At 60.0% G+C, this 16621-nt stretch carries 17 protein-coding genes; 10 read left to right on the forward strand and 7 right to left on the reverse strand.

What is annotated here, in order from left to right; genetic code table 11:
- The 3 genes from fahA to KL786_RS10070 all read left to right on the forward strand — a co-directional run bounded on the left by fahA (window position 1) and on the right by KL786_RS10070 (window position 3436).
- Window positions 1–1299 carry a fumarylacetoacetase gene (gene fahA / locus KL786_RS10060; protein ID WP_154843361.1) on the forward strand — a complete coding sequence of 433 codons (1299 nt, stop codon included), beginning with the start codon at window positions 1–3 and terminating at the stop codon, window positions 1297–1299.
- Between the two features lie 12 nt (window positions 1300–1311).
- Window positions 1312–1947 carry a maleylacetoacetate isomerase gene (gene maiA, locus KL786_RS10065; RefSeq protein ID WP_032857679.1) on the forward strand — a complete coding sequence of 212 codons (636 nt, stop codon included), beginning with the start codon at window positions 1312–1314 and terminating at the stop codon, window positions 1945–1947.
- 130 nt (window positions 1948–2077) lie between these two features.
- Window positions 2078–3436, forward strand: a complete 1359-nt coding sequence (locus KL786_RS10070) for an MFS transporter (RefSeq protein WP_215517518.1) — start codon at window positions 2078–2080, stop codon at window positions 3434–3436.
- A gap of 82 nt (window positions 3437–3518) precedes the next feature.
- On the opposite strand, the gene KL786_RS10075 is transcribed toward KL786_RS10070, so the two are convergent.
- Window positions 3519–4322, reverse strand: coding sequence for a SirB1 family protein (locus KL786_RS10075; RefSeq protein WP_215517519.1), 804 nt, complete (start codon window positions 4320–4322; stop codon window positions 3519–3521).
- A 188-nt stretch (window positions 4323–4510) separates the two neighbouring features.
- Between KL786_RS10075 and KL786_RS10080 the strand changes: the two genes are divergently transcribed.
- The gene (locus tag KL786_RS10080) at window positions 4511–5530 is read left to right on the forward strand and encodes a Leu/Phe/Val dehydrogenase (RefSeq protein ID WP_215517520.1); all 1020 of its coding nucleotides are present in this window, start codon (window positions 4511–4513) and stop codon (window positions 5528–5530) included.
- Window positions 5531–5611: 81 nt separating this feature from the next.
- Here the strand turns inward: KL786_RS10080 and KL786_RS10085 are convergent, their stop codons facing one another.
- Together KL786_RS10085 and KL786_RS10090 are read right to left on the reverse strand one after the other, a co-directional pair.
- A complete protein-coding gene (locus KL786_RS10085) occupies window positions 5612–6571 on the reverse strand; it encodes a hypothetical protein (RefSeq protein WP_215517521.1) in 960 nt (319 codons plus the stop codon).
- A gap of 198 nt (window positions 6572–6769) precedes the next feature.
- A complete protein-coding gene (locus KL786_RS10090; RefSeq protein ID WP_003188807.1) occupies window positions 6770–7030 on the reverse strand; it encodes a YebG family protein in 261 nt (86 codons plus the stop codon).
- 423 nt (window positions 7031–7453) lie between these two features.
- Between KL786_RS10090 and KL786_RS10095 the strand changes: the two genes are divergently transcribed.
- The 4 genes from KL786_RS10095 (at window position 7454) to KL786_RS10110 (ending at window position 9047) form a co-directional block, all read left to right on the forward strand.
- The gene (locus tag KL786_RS10095; protein WP_215517522.1) at window positions 7454–7789 is read left to right on the forward strand and encodes a DUF6124 family protein; all 336 of its coding nucleotides are present in this window, start codon (window positions 7454–7456) and stop codon (window positions 7787–7789) included.
- A 154-nt stretch (window positions 7790–7943) separates the two neighbouring features.
- Entirely contained in the window at window positions 7944–8132 is a 189-nt protein-coding gene (relB, locus tag KL786_RS10100; RefSeq protein WP_076962803.1) for a type II toxin-antitoxin system RelB family antitoxin, read from the forward strand.
- Window positions 8122–8391: a type II toxin-antitoxin system RelE/ParE family toxin gene (locus tag KL786_RS10105; protein ID WP_215517523.1), complete on the forward strand. Its 270-nt coding sequence runs from the start codon at window positions 8122–8124 to the stop codon at window positions 8389–8391. The genes relB and KL786_RS10105 overlap by 11 nt, the downstream gene beginning before the upstream one ends.
- A 206-nt stretch (window positions 8392–8597) precedes the next feature.
- Window positions 8598–9047 (forward strand): phosphate-starvation-inducible protein PsiE, encoded by a 450-nt coding sequence (locus KL786_RS10110; RefSeq protein ID WP_154841150.1) that lies wholly within the window; start codon window positions 8598–8600, stop codon window positions 9045–9047.
- A gap of 1 nt (window position 9048) precedes the next feature.
- On the opposite strand, the gene KL786_RS10115 is transcribed toward KL786_RS10110, so the two are convergent.
- The 3 genes from KL786_RS10115 to KL786_RS10125 form a co-directional block, all read right to left on the reverse strand.
- A complete protein-coding gene (locus KL786_RS10115) occupies window positions 9049–9366 on the reverse strand; it encodes a DUF3509 domain-containing protein (protein WP_215517524.1) in 318 nt (105 codons plus the stop codon).
- 257 nt (window positions 9367–9623) lie between these two features.
- A complete protein-coding gene (locus tag KL786_RS10120; protein ID WP_215517525.1) occupies window positions 9624–10913 on the reverse strand; it encodes a serine/threonine transporter in 1290 nt (429 codons plus the stop codon).
- A gap of 60 nt (window positions 10914–10973) precedes the next feature.
- Complete coding sequence (locus tag KL786_RS10125) at window positions 10974–12350, reverse strand: L-serine ammonia-lyase (RefSeq protein WP_215517526.1); 1377 nt, start codon at window positions 12348–12350, stop codon at window positions 10974–10976.
- Window positions 12351–12487: 137 nt separating this feature from the next.
- On the opposite strand from KL786_RS10125, the gene KL786_RS10130 reads away from it, so the two are divergent.
- Together KL786_RS10130 and KL786_RS10135 are read left to right on the forward strand one after the other, a co-directional pair.
- Window positions 12488–13435: a LysR substrate-binding domain-containing protein gene (locus KL786_RS10130; RefSeq protein WP_032857665.1), complete on the forward strand. Its 948-nt coding sequence runs from the start codon at window positions 12488–12490 to the stop codon at window positions 13433–13435.
- Between the two features lie 212 nt (window positions 13436–13647).
- Window positions 13648–14055 (forward strand): HPF/RaiA family ribosome-associated protein, encoded by a 408-nt coding sequence (locus tag KL786_RS10135; RefSeq protein WP_032857663.1) that lies wholly within the window; start codon window positions 13648–13650, stop codon window positions 14053–14055.
- Between the two features lie 198 nt (window positions 14056–14253).
- On the opposite strand, the gene fecA is transcribed toward KL786_RS10135, so the two are convergent.
- Window positions 14254–16599 carry a TonB-dependent Fe(3+) dicitrate receptor FecA gene (gene fecA, locus KL786_RS10140; RefSeq protein ID WP_215517527.1) on the reverse strand — a complete coding sequence of 782 codons (2346 nt, stop codon included), beginning with the start codon at window positions 16597–16599 and terminating at the stop codon, window positions 14254–14256.
- Between the last annotated feature and the right edge of the window lie 22 nt (window positions 16600–16621).

Raw genomic sequence — 16621 nt, forward strand, 5'->3', positions numbered from 1 at the left:
ATGACTCAGTCCACTCTCACCCGTAGTTGGGTGGCCTCGGCCAACGGTCACACGGATTTCCCCCTGCAGAACCTGCCCCTGGGCATCTTCAGCCTCAACGGTTCGGCACCGCGCAGTGGCGTGGCGATTGGCGAGCATATTTTTGATCTGCAAGCGGCCCGTGAGCTGTTTGACGGGGATGCCCGCCGCGCCGTCGACGCCATGGCGGACGGTCAATTGAACGCCTTCTTCGAACTGGGCCGTGCCCCACGGGTTGCCCTGCGGGCCCGCCTGCTGGAACTGCTCGCCGAGGGCAGCCGCCAGCAAGCGCAACTGCAAGGCCTGGGCGCCCAGGTGCTGCCACTGGCTGCCGATTGCCAGATGCACCTGCCAGCGAAAATCAATGATTACACCGACTTCTATGTCGGCATCGAGCACGCGCAAAACGTCGGCAAACTGTTCCGCCCCGACAACCCGTTGCTGCCCAACTACAAGTACGTGCCGATCGGTTATCACGGCCGGGCTTCGACGATTCGCCCGTCCGGCACCGACGTACGCCGGCCCAAGGGGCAAACCCTGCCAGCCGGCCAGACCGAACCGACTTTCGGCCCTTGCGCGCGGCTGGACTATGAGCTGGAACTGGGGATCTGGATTGGCCAGGGCAATGCCATGGGCGACTCGATTGCCATTGGTGATGCGGCCGATCACATCGCCGGTTTCTGCCTGCTCAACGACTGGTCGGCCCGGGACATCCAGGCCTGGGAATACCAGCCGCTGGGGCCGTTCCTGTCAAAAAGCTTTATCACCAGCATTTCGCCGTGGGTGGTCACCGCCGAAGCCCTGGAGCCGTTCCGCAAGGCCCAGCCCGCCCGCCCGGCCGGCGACCCACAACCGCTGCCGTACCTGCTGGACAAGCGCGATCAAGCCGGCGGCGGTTTTGACATCGAACTGGAAGTGCTGCTGACCACCGCCGCGATGCGCGAGCAGAACCTGCCAGCCCATCGCCTGACCCTGAGCAACACCCAGCACATGTACTGGACCGTGGCGCAAATGGTGGCGCACCACAGCGTCAACGGCTGCCAGTTGCAGGCCGGCGACCTGTTTGGTTCGGGCACCTTGTCGGGCCCAGCGGCAGGCCAGTTCGGCAGCCTGCTGGAAATCACCGAAGGCGGGAAAAAACCAATCGAACTGGCCTCCGGTGAGGTGCGCAAGTTTCTTGAAGACGGCGACGAAATCATCCTGCGTGCCCGCTGCCAGCGTGATGGATTTGCCTCCATCGGCTTCGGCGAATGCCGTGGCACCGTGGTCGCGGCGCGCTAAGAGGGCAGGGGCATGGAACTCTATACCTACTACCGTTCCACGGCGTCCTACCGGGTGCGCATCGCCCTGGCGCTCAAGGGTCTGGGCTTCACCGCGCTGCCGGTCAACCTGCTGGTGCCCAAGGGTGGCGCCAACCGCCAGCCCGAGTACCTGGCGATCAACCCGCAGGGCCGGGTGCCGGCCTTGCGTACCGACGAGGGCGAACTGTTGATCCAGTCGCCGGCGATCATCGAGTACCTGGACGAACGTTATCCACAGGTACCGCTGCTCGCCAAGGACTTGGCGATGCGCGCCCACGAGCGCGCGGTGGCGTCGATCATCGGCTGTGACATTCACCCGCTGCACAACTCCAGTACCCAGAACCTGCTGCGCCAGTGGGGGCATGACGAGGCGCAGTTGCTGGAGTGGATCGGGCACTGGATCAGTCAGGGCCTGGGCGCGGTGGAGCAATTGATCGGCGACCAGGGTTACTGCTTCGGCGAGCAGCCGGGGATGGCGGATACATTCCTGATTCCGCAGTTGTATGCGGCAGAGCGCTTCAAGGTGGCACTGGATGGCTACCCACGAATCCTGCGGGTCGCCGCATTGGCGGCCAAACACCCTGCATTCATCCAGGCCCACCCCGCCAACCAACCTGACACCCCCTAGATCAATGTAGGAGCTGGCTTGCCTGCGATGGCGGTGTGTCAGTCAATATTCCTATGACTGATACACCGCCATCGCAGGCAAGCCAGCTCCTACAAGTGATACCCCATAAAAACAATACAGGTACCTTGCGATGCACAATCAGATTGCCAGCTTTCGCGCGGCACTCGACGCCCGTCCGGTGTCGCGCTACCAGTGGTTGATTCTCCTGTTGTTGGCGTTGTTGCTGGTCACCGATGGCTACGACGCCCAGGTGCTGGGCTACGTGGTCCCGGCGCTGGCCCAGGACTGGGGCCTGGAAAAAGCCGCCTTTGGCCCGGTGTTCAGCGCCAACCTGCTGGGGTTGACCCTGGGTTCCCTGGCCGTGACACCCCTGGCCGACCGCTTCGGTGTGCGCCGCATCCTGCTCGCTTGCGTGCTGATCTACGCCTGCCTCACGGTGTTGATGGTGTTCGCCAATTCCCTCGAAACGCTGATGGTCGCGCGGTTCATCTGCGGCATAGGCATGGGCGGGGCGATGCCCAGCGCCATGGCCCTGATGTCGGAGTATTCGCCACCACGCATGCGCACCTTGATGGTGACGTTGGCGGCGTGTGGTTTCTCTTTCGGCGGTGCGGCGGGTGGTTTTGTCGCGGCGGGTTTTATCGACAGCTTCGGCTGGCAGGCCGTATTCCTGGCGGGGGGCGTAACGCCATTGCTGCTGTTTCCGTTTCTGGCATGGCTGCTGCCTGAATCCCTGCCACGTCTGTTACGCGATGCACCGCCTTATACACGCCTGCAAAAAGTCACGGCGCGCATGCTGCCAGGCTGGCAGGCACCAGCGGCGAGCGAGGAACAGAATCGCCAGGAGCAGGGCAGCAAACTGACGGTGGTGGAGTTGTTTCGCAACGGTTATGCACGGCCAACGCTGCTGATCTGGTCGACCTTTTTTGTCAGCCTGATCCTGCTGTACTTCATGATCAGCTGGTTACCGTCGCTGCTGCTGGAAAGTGGCATGACGTTGAACAAAGCCAACCTGGTGACCTCGATGTTCCTGTTCGCGGGCACCCTGGGCGCGATTGGCATGGCCTGGTTTGCCGACCGCCTGAAAAGCAAAGTGCGCCTGCTCTCGGGGGTGTTGGCCGGCGCCGCGGTGTGCACGATCCTGCTGGGGCTCAACCATGACAACCCGCGCTACCTGGTGGCGTTTGTGTTTGCCGCAGGCTTTTGCATCATTGGCGGCCAGTTGACCCTCAATGCGTTTGCCAGCAACTTCTACCCGGCCCATGTGCGGGCTACCGGCACCGGCTGGGCCCTGGGCGTGGGGCGCTTTGGTTCGATCCTGGGGCCGCTGTTTGGCAGCATGCTGCTGGCGATGCAGGTGCCGGTGCAGCAGATTTTCTTCTTCTGTGCGATTCCGGCAGTGATTGCGGCGTTGCTGATCATTCAGGTGCGTTCGCCCGGGGCCACGACGCCAAAAGATTCGCTGCGTGGCGATATTCTCAAAACCTGAGGAGCACCCTGCCTACCTGTGGGAGCTGTCGAGCCACGGCGAGGCTGCGATGGGGGCGACGCGGTTTAACGCTCGACCCCATTCAATGCACCACCGCGCCAGGTGGCAGGTGGCCCAGGCGTTCCGTCAGTCTCAGCCGCTGCACCGGGTCCTCGCTGAGCAACAGCGCATGCTCAAGGTCAAAACGCTCGGCATTCGGGCAGTCCAGATGTTTATACAGGCTGGCCCGTGCCAGATAGTCGGCAGCATTGGCATTACCCAGCTCCACCACCCGTTCAGCGTCAATCAGCGCCGCCAGGTGATTGTCATGGGTAAGGTGCAACTGCCGCAGGTTGCGCGACAGTCGTTGCAGGATCAGTCGTGGTTCGGCGCTATGCAGGTGACTGGCTTGCAACTTGAGGTTGGGACCGTACTGGCGTTGCAGCAGTTCGCGGCAGTCATTGGGGTACAGCCGCCGCCCGCCACAGGGGTCAAGCAAATGATCGGCACCGATCACCCGTAGCAGAAAATGCCCCGGAAAGTTCACCCCGACCATGGGGATCCCCAGGCGCCGCGCCAACTCCAGGGCAATCAGGCCCAGGGCCAGGGGTTGCCCGCGCTGGCGCTGCAAGACCTTGTCCAGCAGCGCGGCGGCGGGGCGCAAGGGGGTAAAGTCATCCTGGGCGAACCCCAGTTCATTCATCATCCGCAGCAATGGCTGGCCCAGTTCATCGGCGGGCAACAGCGGCATGCCGAGGCTGACCTGCTGTTGCAGCAGGCTGAAGTCAGCCAGGATCGTTTGTGGGACCACGGCCGGGTCGTGCTCGGCAGCGATCCATAACGCAGCTTCAAACAGCGCCGGAGGCGAGCGGTACAAACATTCGAAAAAGGCTTGGCGGGGATTCATGACGTTCTCCGACGGATGTCCCGTTTTAGCCTTGCCGAGAACTTTCGTCCAGCTTCTTGAGAAACCACCTACCGGGTTATGTCGCAAAACCTGTAATTACCGTCTGCTTATTCCCGCGCATTCCAGCAACCTTTTGCCATCGGCCTATACTTGGCGACAACCAGAAGTGATTCGGGAGCTCGACGACGATGTTTGCTCTCATGCACAGCACCCGCCTTGAATCCCTGCACCTGAGCGTTGACCCGGTGACCGGGTTGAAGGCGGTCATTGCCATCCATAGCAGTCGCCTGGGGCCGGCCCTGGGCGGTTGTCGCTACCTGGCCTACCCCGACGACGAAAGCGCCGTGGCCGATGCCGCGCGCCTGGCCCAAGGCATGAGCTACAAGGCCGCGCTGGCGGGCCTGCCGGTGGGCGGTGGCAACGCGGTGATTGTCCGCCCGGCCCATGTGCAAAGCCGTGCCGCACTGTTCGAAGCCTTTGGCCGGTGTATCGAGCAACTCGATGGCCGCTATATCACTGCCATCGACAGTGGCACCTCCGTGGCCGACATGGACTGCATCGCCCAGCACACCCGTTTCGTCACCAGTACCACTGCCTCCGGCGACCCGTCACCGCATGCGGCCATGGGCGTATTCGCCGGTATCCGCACCGCCGCCATGGCCCGCCTGGGCAGCGATAACCTGGAAGGCCTGCGCGTGGCAATCCAGGGCCTGGGCAACGTCGGCTACGCCTTGGCCGAACAACTGCACGCCGCTGGTGCCGAATTGCTGGTCAGCGACATCGACCCTGGCAAAGTGCAACTGGCCATGGAGCAACTGGGCGCCCACCCGATTGCCAACGACGCCTTGCTCAGCACCCCGTGCGACATCCTCGCGCCCTGCGGGCTGGGCGGCGTCCTCAATCGCCAGAGCGTCGCCCAATTGCGCTGCGCCGCCGTGGCCGGCTCGGCCAGCGCCCAGTTGACCCACCTGCCCGTGGCCGACCAGTTGGAGGCGCGCGGCATCCTCTACGCGCCGGACTACGTGATCAACTCCGGCGGCCTGATCTACGTTGCCCTCAAGCACGGCGGTGCAGACCTGGCGACCATCACCGCGCACCTGTCGAACATCGGCACACGCCTGACCGAAATCTTCGGCCATGCCCAGGCCGAAAAACGCTCGCCTGCACGGGTGGCGGACGCACTGGCCGAACGCCTGTTGTACTCTTGAACGCCTGTCAAAAGGCCCTTCAAGCGAGGACCTGTGCCGTGGACACCTATTGAAACAGGCTTGAGCGCCGCGAGGTGGGTGTCAGGTCAAGAGAAATACTTCGCCATGGGTAACTAGCCCATTTCGCGTGCCCCACAACTCTTCAATACCATTCACAACTACCATCGAATGCCCACCGGTTTCCCCTTCGGGGTTAGTAACATCCCTGTTCACTATGCCGATCGCGCCATTTTGCAAGTCACTGACGGAGCCCTGTTTTATATGATCTTTCAGGCCCAGGCGCATGAGGCCTTCGTCCCCATCTTCACCATCTTTAAGCGTTTCCAGCGCCTGAGTAAAACTTTGTGCCGCCGTGCCATCGTTATTTTCCATCTGTGCCCGTTTGGCACTCACGGCATACATAAAGTTTGCATCTTTCATCATCTCGGGATCATCACCTTTGATCTTGGAGTTTGCCGTCGCCTGCTCCAATTCATCCTTGGATAAATGCACCTTTACGCCATCTCGCATCGTCACGTCATAACCGTCGCCTACCTCTTTTACTTCCTTGAATACGTCAGCTGGTTTCTGGCCAAAACGCATCATTGCCGCCTTGATTCCCGAAATCGTAAGGCAGTCCCCGTTTTCCCCTTGAGAAAAACCACCCCAGATATCTTTCGGTTTGACGCCTGAGCCGGATTCAGCAGAGCCATTGTCGTAGTCAGGGGCGTTTCTTGCGCTTGATGCCATGGAAGGAGCGGAAAATGACTGACGCCTAATGCGACTACCCGCCGGCTCGGTTGCTCCGGATTGTTTCCAGGACAATGGAGTCCCGTCGTCGTAGGCATAGCTGGCTGGAGTTGGGAGGGCAAATGACCTGCGGTTGTCATTGCCCATAGCATAATTGATTGCTTGAGGCCTGCTATCAAAAGAGGGTCCTGATGAGCCTCGCTGGGCTATGGGATAGGCCAGGTGCTTCTGTGTTGTGCTTTGCCCGGGAGCCGCATGGTTTCCTGTAGATGATGGCCACCCGCCATGGCCTGGTATTGCAGTGCTTTCCATAGGTTCCCCTTTTTTGCGACCGCTGTAGAGCGCTCGCAAAGACTGTTTTCACCGGTTGCGCGAAGACGCTCCTATGGGTGGCAGTCCCTACGGCTCGGTTCCAACAAAGGGGGAACTTAAGGTTTATCGTGGCTTGGCTACTCCTGCGGTATTAAAAAGGCCCTGAATCAACGATTCAGGGCCTGTTCAATTCGGGCTTTATTCCGCCGCCGGGTTCAGCAATTCGGACAACGCATCCGGCTGGCTCTTGAACGCCTTGGCAAACACATCGCGATTCTTCGCCATGTAGATCCCGGCTTCCTCCACCTGCTGCTCGCTCAGGGACGGCACGGCTTTTTGCAACACTTCTGCCAGCAACTCAGCGAGTTCAAGCATCTTGTCATGACGGTCAGCTTCGGCTTTATCCATGAACAAACGCTCCAGATCTCGGCTGCTGCGGTATACCACTTCGACGGCCATTCACCACCTCACATGCCTTCACGATAGTTGTCTATTGCGACTACTGTATCTATATACAGCTAAAAGGATAAGCCAATCCATGGGGTTTGGGTAGCAGCTTTTTAATGTAGTCGGGAAATGGGGCTTTGCTACAACGGAAATTTCTGACAACTTGCCGGGGTTGCGCTGGATTTGTCCGGTGGCTTACCTTCCTCGGGCGCTGCGTAGGCAGCGAGTGGGCTTGGCGGCCCAGCAAGGAAAGCGCAACAACCCTCAATGAGCTTGCAGGCATTTTTGCATTTGCATTCTTATGTCATGGCGGGTTGCGCATGGACCCTTCGGGGTGCCGGGTTGCTTCCTTACCGGTCCGCCAACCTTGTGCAATCCGTCACCCAACCTGCTTGGCGGCAGGCGGTGATGGTTTCTTTTCTAAGGAACTACACCATGAAAAAACACTCCCCCAACCCCCCAGATATTTCACGCAATGACACTCGGCTGCAAGCAGCAGCTAATCGGGCCATTGATCACTACCTGCGGCCTGAATCGCCTCAACCTGCTCCGGAACCGTCCGCGACGCTTTTCAGCGTAACGCCTCGGGCTGATACGCAAACCTTATTGGCCAACGCCAGCGAAACCTTGAACAGTGCCCGTGAAATGGCAAGCACACTGGCATTCGACCTTGATGGCTCACAGCGCAGCTTGCTGCTGGCGGTTCACCAGTTGGTGGAGATGAGCGGTTTGCTGGTGGACCGAGCGCTGGAGCAGGTCGCACCCGCGTAATCCCATAACCTGGATCGTCCCCTCGCTTACGGGAACGATCCAGGAAGTAGTCGCGGGGGGCTTCGATTTTTTCTGTTACTCACTTCATCGCTTGGAGCACGACAGCCAAAACGCCAACGACTAGACTCCTTCTTCATCGACAATGGAGGCTTTTATGGACACTTCCTTTTCCTCTGCGACCCCCGCAGATACTGAAGAGCAGGCCGACAGCTATGACCGTTGGTTTCGCGCCAAGGTGCAAGCCGCTCTTGATGACCCAAGGCCAGGTATTCCTCATGATGAGGTGATGGCTGAGATGCGCGCACTGATCGAATCCAAACGCAAGAAAGGCGATGCTGATTGAGTGGGCCCCCGCAGCGCGGGCGCAACTCAGGCAAATTATTGATTACATCAGCGACCGCAATTCAATTGCAGCGCTTGAGCTAAACCAGGCAATAGAGGCCTCTGTACTGGCTCTATCCCGTAGGCCCCATCTTTACCGACCCGGACGTGTTATCGGCACGCGGGAGATGGTGGTTCATCCAAATTATCTGGTTGTCTATCAGGTGACGGACTACATCCGGGTGCTTTCGGTCTTGCACGCACGCCAACGGTATCCCTGATAAGTCGGCCTCTCGGATGCTCAGAGTTAATGTGTTTTTCTGTATGCGTGTCTCCTGTCATTCCACCATCATCTCATTCTGCAATCTCTGGCCTTCTTTCTGCATGCAGAGAAATCGTCATGCCAAACGGGCATTATCCACCCGGGGCGGAGCCTGGCGCAGGCAATGGCAAAAAGTTGGCTATTTTTAAACAGTGGTGGTGAGCAATGACAGAAATGAAGTGGGCCGACAAAGTGCGCAAAAGCTTGCACGCGAACGCAGATTCCCTGGGCAATCTGGCGGTGGAGGCGTTTCACTACCTGGCGCTTTTTGGTATCGGTGCAATCACCGCCTATGCGGCAATAATGACCTTTATCGACATGTTGCAAAAAGGTGGCATCAGCGTGGATGACATCCTGCTGCTGTTTATCTACCTGGAACTGGGCGCCATGGTGGGGATCTATTTCAAGACCAACCACATGCCCATCCGCTTCCTGCTCTACGTGGCAATCACCGCGTTGACCCGCTTGCTGATCGGCGACGTATCCCACCACAACGCCCCGGACCTGGGGATTATCTACCTGTGTGGCGGGATTCTGTTGTTGGCGTTCGCCATCCTGGTGGTGCGTTTTGCCTCGTCGCGCTACCCGTCGGTCAAGGAAAAGTCCGAGCCCTGAGTCAGAGCCCGGCCGTCATCGGCGGTCGGTTGCCGGGCGGGCGCTGCAACAGTTTGTGGCTCTCGCCGTCGGTCATCACCGCCAGAATCTCCATGGCGCTGTGTCCCTGTTCAATGGCAATACCGAATTGCACGCTTTGCACCAGGCGTTTGAGACGTTGCGGGTCGTTGCGTTGTGCGGCGCTGATCATGCGTTTGGCAACCACGCCGCTGTCGTCGGAGAGGGTCAGCATGATGCTGCCGTCCAGGCGCTGGATGCTCAGGTTGACCCGGTATTGGGGGGTGAACGTGTCGGTGATGAGCTGAAAAGGATTGTCCATGGTGCGTTACCGCCTGATAAGAACATGCACTGATTGACGACCGGTAGCGGGATTGGTTCGTGTTGCCTGACCACCGGTCACAAGCTCCGTTTTCCTTCAGTGGGTGTACAGCAAGGGGCGTGCCGTACAGGAATCTTTCAGACGATGAGTTACCCCTGTAGGAGCGGGCTTGCCCGCGATTGCGGTGGATCAGCCAACCATTCAGTGGCTGACATACCGCCATCGCGGGCAAGCCCGCTCCTACAGGGTGATCTGTTTCAGGGCACCAGCGAGAAAATGACCGCAGACAGCGCAATCAACCCCACCAGCACCACAAACACGTTGGATACCTGGCCCGAATACTGGCGCAAAGATGGCACGCGACGGATCGCGTACATCGGCATCAGGAACAGCAAGCACGCGATGATCGGCCCGCCCATGGTTTCGATCATGCCCAGGATGCTTGGGTTGAAGGTGGCGACGGCCCAGCAACTGAGGATCATGAAGACGGCGGTGCAACGCTCCAGCCAGCGCGCCGACAAGGTGCGGTTGCGTCCGCGCAGGGATTTGACGATCAGGCCCTGGAAGCCTTCGCTGGCGCCGATGTAGTGGCCGAGGAAGGATTTGGTGATGGCCACCAGCGCGATCAACGGCGCCGCATAGGCGATGACCGGGGTCTGGAAGTGGTTGGCCAGGTAGGACAGGATCGAGATGTTCTGTGCCTTGGCGGCGGCGAGATCTGCCGGCGACAGTGCCAGCACGCAGCTGAAGCAGAAGAACATCACCGTCAGCACCATCATGCCGTGGGCCATGGCCAGGATGCCGCTGCTCTTGCGTTCGGCTTGGGCGCCGTACACGCGTTTCTGGTCCACCGCGAAGGCCGAGATGATCGGCGAATGGTTAAACGAAAACACCATCACCGGAATCGCCAGCCACAGGGTCTTGAAGAATGCCGGCAGGGGCATACCCTCGCTCGCCGAAGCGAAGAACGCACCGTTCCAGTTGGGGATCAGGCTCAGTGCCAGCAACAGCAAGGCGGCGACAAACGGGTAGACCAGCACACTCATGGCCTTGACGATCACGCCTTGGCCGCAACGCACGATGGCCATCAGGCCGAGGATCAGCACCAGGGACAGGATCGCCCGTGGCGGCGGCGTCATGTGCAGTTGGTGTTCCATGAAACTGCCGAGGGTGTTGGTCAGCGCGACGCTGTACACCAGCAGGATCGGGAAGATGGCGAAGAAGTAGAGCAGGGTGATCAGCTTGCCGGCACCGACGCCGAAATGTTCTTCCACCACGTCAGTGATGTCGCCGGATTTGCCCGACAGCACAAAACGCGTCAGCCCACGGTGGGCGAAGAAGGTCATGGGGAAGGCCAGCAGCGCCAGTATGATCAACGGCCAGAAGCCACCGACCCCGGCGTTGATCGGCAGGAACAGGGTGCCGGCGCCGATGGCGGTGCCGTAGAGGCCGAGCATCCAGGTGGTGTCGTGCTTGCTCCAGCCGGTTGTTACGGTTTGTGTGACAGAAGCGGGATTTTCGGCAGCAGGTGTACGTACATCGGTCATCGTTATTGCCTCGTTATTATTTTTGCGCGGGCTCACGTTGGGGCGGTCAGGGAATGCTCCTCAGCATTCCACCCAGCTCACGGCCAGGCCGCCCCGTGAAGTTTCTTTGTATTTGTCATGCATATCGGCGCCGGTATCGCGCATGGTGCGGATCACCCGGTCGAGGGAGATAAAGTGCTTGCCGTCACCGCGCAGGGCCATTTGCGTGGCGTTGATGGCTTTTACGGCGGCGATTGCATTGCGCTCGATGCACGGCACCTGGACCAGGCCGCCGACCGGGTCGCAGGTCAGGCCGAGGTTGTGTTCCAGGCCGATTTCAGCGGCATTTTCCAGTTGCTCCGGGGTGGCGCCGAGAATATCCGCCAGGCCCGCCGCGGCCATGGCGCAGGCCGAGCCGACCTCGCCCTGGCAGCCGACTTCGGCACCGGAGATCGAGGCGTTTTTCTTGCACAGGATGCCGACGGCGGCCGCAGCCAGGAAGAAATTGACCACATCATCATCAGACGCGTCGGCGTTGAATTTCATGTAGTAGTGCAACACCGCCGGGATGATCCCGGCTGCGCCGTTGGTGGGGGCGGTGACCATGCGCCCACCGGCGGCGTTTTCTTCGTTGACGGCGAGGGCGAACAGGTTGACCCATTCCATCGCCGACAAGGTTGAAGTGATCACATTCGGTTTACCGATTTCCAGCAAACTGCGGTGCAGCTTGGCGGCACGACGCGGCACATCCAGGCCGCCGGGCAAGATGCCCTCGTCGCGCAGGCCTTGCTCGACGCATTCGCGCATCACCGACCAGATATGCAACAAGCCGCTACGGATGTCTGCGTCACTGCGCCAGGCGCGCTCGTTGGCCATCATCAATTCGGATACCCGCAGGCCGTGTTTGTTGCACAGGGCCAGCAGTTCAACGGCGCTGGAAAAATCGTAGGGAAGTTCGACTTCGCTTGTGGGAGCAATGCCCGACTCGGCCTCGGCTGCCTCGATGATGAAACCGCCACCCACCGAGTAGTAGGTTTGCTCGCTCAGCAGGCCCTTTTCTCCATAGGCATGCAGGGACATGGCGTTGGGGTGGTAAGGCAGGCTCTCATCCAGCAGCAGGAGATCGTGTTGCCAATTGAAGGCAATGTCCTGTTTACCGGCAAGCAGCAAGCGGCCGGATTCGCGTAACTGTTGGATGCGTGGGGCAATGGAGGTGGGATCCACCCGGTCTGGCCATTCGCCCATTAACCCCATCACGCAGGCCCGGTCGGTGGCATGGCCCACGCCAGTGGCGGACAGAGAACCGTACAGGCGCACTTCAACGCGCTGGGTTTGCTCCAGCAATTGCTGGTCTATCAGGGTCTGGGCGAAGGTGGCTGCTGCCCGCATGGGGCCCACGGTATGGGAACTGGACGGGCCGATGCCGACCTTGAATAGATCAAAAACGCTGATAGCCATGCTAAAGCCTTACAAGCAATGGAGTAGGAATCGCTGCCATGTTTTGTAGGACAAGCGGAATTGGCGCGATACTGAGCCTCTAGATCGGCACTGACCAACGAATTATCCTAAGACACCCTTTAGCAGGACTAAACTCTATGGCTCGCCCGCTTCATGCCCAGACCTATGTCTGGCTGCACGTCTTTGCCTGCGCTGCGCGGCATTTGTCGTTCACCCGTTGCGCCGAAGAACTGCACATCACGCCAGGGGCGGTCAGCCAGCAGATTCGCCAATTGGAAGAGCGTCTGGGCTTTCGCCTGTTTCATCGACGCGCGCGCGGCGTGGAATTGAGTGCCGAAGGGCAGCGCTTGGCGATCACGGTGAGCGAGGCCTACGGCAGCATCGATGCCGAGTTGCAGCGCCTGGATGCGGGGATGATCAGCGGCACCTTGCGCCTGCGCTCCATTCCGTCCTTCCTCGGTAAATGGCTGACGCCGCGCTTGCCGCGTTTGCAGCAGCGCTTCCCGGATATCCAACTGCGCCTGGTGGCTGAAGACAGCAGCATTGCCCTGCACGAAGGCGACTTCGACCTGGCCATCGACCTTAACGACGGCAGTTATCCCGGTTTGTTATCCACCGCCTTGCTCGATGAGCAGATATTCCCGGTATGCGCGCCGAGCCTGTTGCGCGGGCGTCCACCACTGCATGGCCCGGCCGACCTGGCCCATTTCCCGTTGCTGCACGACATCACCGCCTGGCGTGGGAGTTATGAGTACGCCGAGTGGGAGTTTTACCTGAACGCTATCGGCTATCACGACGCTGATGTGCGGCGCGGCCACACCTTCAACCGTAATCACCTGACCATCGAAGCGGCCATTGCCGGCATGGGCGTGGCGATTGCCCGAAGAACCCTGCTCAATGACGAATTGGAGCGTGGCACCCTGATCGTGCCGTTCGGCCTCGCGGTGCCGAATCACAAACGTTATGTGCTGCTCTATGCACCAGGCGCGCTGAATCATCCGGGCGTGCGTGCGGTGCATGACTGGCTGGTGGAAGAGGCGGGGATCTTTCGCGGATTGCACCCCTTGGGAGAGGGGCAATTGTGAGGATTTATTGAGGTAGGAGGATGTACCCAACTCCCGACGATAACAGCGCTTTGGGCGGTTGTCAGACTTAATTTGTAATGTAGGATTTATCTTTGCAAAGGGGTTGAATTGTTCCGTCAGGTGCTCAATTGTGTAATCAAGAGGTCATGGTTTCACCGCATCGGTGTTGCAGTTGTGACCTCTGGCGAGCTAGCTGAAATAAGGGAAACACTATGCAAATCCAAGTCAACAGCGACAACCATATTGAAAGCAGCATCCGACTGGAGGAGTGGGTACGTACTACCATTGAGAGCACGCTCGAACGTTATGAAGAAGACCTGACCCGCGTCGAGGTTTACCTGCGCGATGAGAACGGCGACAAGCCGGGCCCCCACGATTTGAGTTGCCGCCTGGAAGCGCGGCCAAAGGGTCATCAACCGATTTCGGTGCTTCAGAAAGCCGACACCCTGGAACAGGCGATCGACGGGGCGGCCACCAAGCTGGAACACGCGCTGAGTAATCTGTTCGGCAGGCTGCAGGGCAAGCCGCGTGCAGAGAAAAGCACGCCAAACAACCAAGTCGATGATGCCGGGCTTGAAGAGGAATTCCTGGAAAACGAACAGGCTGCGCTTAACAGCTGATTGCTGAGTGTTTTTCAACCCCAAAGAAACGGGCCTGCAAATGCAGGCCCGTTTTTTTTGTGTCTGATGGACGCTTCACTGTAGGAGCGAGCTTGCTCGCGAAGGGCGTTAACGATAGCGCGGGGAACCTGATTCCCCGCATTACCCTCAGGTTTTTCGCGAGCAAGCTCGCTCCTACATAAGCCTGTAGCCAGGTCGTCAGAACGCGACTGAGGTTTGCACATATACCGTACGCGGCTCACCCACGTATTTACCCTTGTTGTTATCGTCAAACGAGCGGGTGTAGTACTGGGTGTTGAAGATGTTCTTCACCCCCACCGCCACATTCAAGTCCGACAACTGCGGGCCGAAATCATAGGCGGCGCGGCTGCTGAACAGCATGTAGCCGGGGATACGCCCGGTGCTGCCATCAGCGCTTTCGGCCTGGGTGTTGGCGTTGTCGGCGAACTGGCTGCTCTGGTAGGTGCTGTCCAGGTTCAACTTCCATTGGCCTTCGGTGTAACCCACGCCCAGGGTGCCTTTGTGCTTGGACGAGAACGGCACGCGGTTGCCTTTGTTCGGGCCGTCTTCGCGGATGGTTGCATCGACGTAGGCGTAGCTGGCGTACACATCAAAACCGGCCAGCGCCGGGCTCAAACCGTCGAGGGCGTAGTTGAGGCTGGACTCGATGCCTTGGTGGCGGGTTTCGCCCCGGGCGATCACCGAGTCGTTGGTCTGGTTGCTTTCATACTGGTTGTCGAAGTTGATCAGGAAGGCGCCGATTTCCGCACGTAGCGCACCGTTGTCGTAGCGCGTGCCGACTTCCCAGGTGCGGGCCTTTTCCGGCTTGACCGCGCCGCTGCTCACACGGTTGGGCATCTGGCTGTACTGCACGCTGCCGAAGGAACCTTCGGTGTTGGCGTACAGGTTCCAGTCGTCGGTCAGGTGATAAAGCACGTTCAACGCCGGTAAGGCGGTGTTGTAGTCGCCCTTGTATTTGACGTTGGTCAGGTTGTTGGTCTGTTGCGACTTGATCATTTCGTAGCGGATGCCAGGGGTCACGGTCCACTTGCCGATATCAATCCGGTCGTCGACAAAGAACGCATTGGCTTCGGTGCCGCCCCGGGTATCGCGGTCGTTGCGGCTGTCGGTGTTGGGCAATTGCTGGTTGGCGCTGATCGGCGTGCGGTAGCGCAATTCGTGCCCGGCTTCGTTGATGTAGCGGTAGCCGACGCCCACTTCATGGCTGGTCGGGCCGAGGTCGAAGCCTTGCGCCAGGCGTGTTTCCAGGCCGCGTACCCAATACTCGCGCGGGGACAGCGAGAGGAAGCTGCCCTGGTCCAGATAACCGCTGCGCAAGGTCTTGGTGAAGAAACTGTTGACGGTGAATTCGCGGCGGTCTTCCTGGTAGCGATAGCCGACGTTGAACATCGTACGGCGGCCCCAGAACTTGTCGTAGGGGCGGGTGGATTGATACGGGTCTGCCTTGTAGGCCGCAGTGCTCAAGCCGCCGGGCATATCGGCCTGACCTTCGTAGTACTGGGCCATGGCATTGAAACTGTTGGCCTCATCCAGTTGGTAGTTGCCCTTGAGGATCAGGTCGTCGATTTGTGTATCGCTGTGTTCGCGCCAGTCACCGCCACGGGTGCCGGAATACAGAATCGCGCCGCCCAGGCCGTTGTCGGCGGTACCGCCCGCCAGCAGGTTGCCGGTGGTCTTGAAGCCATCATGGCTGGAGGACGGGCTGGTCTCGGTCTGCAGGCCACCCTTGACGGTCGGCGCATCGGGAATCGCCCGGGTCACGAAGTTGACCACGCCGCCGACGTTCTGCGGCCCGTAACGCACGGCGCCGCCGCCGCGCACCACGTCCACCGCATCCATGTTGCCCATGCTGATCGGCGCGAACGACAGTTGCGGTTGGCCATACGGTGCGAAGGGCACCGGGATCCCGTCCATCAACACGGTCGAACGTGACGCCAGGCGCGGGTTGAGTCCGCGAATGCCGAAGTTCAGCGCCATGTCGTGGCTGCCGGTGCCGTTGTTTTCTGGAGCATTGACCCCGGGAATGCGGTTGAGCACATCGCGGGCCTGGGTGGCGCCCTGGCGCTCGAACTCTTCGCGACGGATCACATCACGGGCACCGGGGTGTTCGAAAACATTGGTTTGCGCGGCATCGCCCAGCCAGTCGCCGACCACATTGGAGGTGCCTAGCTCCAGGGTGGCCGGGGCGTTCAGCGGTTGCAGGCTGTAGGCATTGTGACCCTCGGCGCGGGCTTGCAGGCCGGTGCCCTTGAGCAGTGCATTCAAGCCTTCTTCAGGGGTGTAGTTGCCCGTCAGGCCCTGGCTTTGCGCGCCGGCCGTCACTTGCGAGCCAAAGGAAATCAGCACGCCGGCTTCACGACCAAATTGATTCAGCGCCGCCTCCAGGGATGACGGGGCGATGTGATAAGGCTTGGCCTCGGCCGCCATGACGTAGGGCAGGGCGCTGAAACTGAGGCTGGCGCCCAGCAACAAATGGCGCAGGGTACGGGCAAGTGGCGTCAGGCGAGTCGGTTGCTGGGGCATGAAGAACATTCCTGAGAGAAGG

Source organism: Pseudomonas sp. TAE6080, assembly GCF_018732265.1.
Taxonomy (GTDB): Bacteria; Pseudomonadota; Gammaproteobacteria; order Pseudomonadales; family Pseudomonadaceae; genus Aquipseudomonas; species Aquipseudomonas brenneri.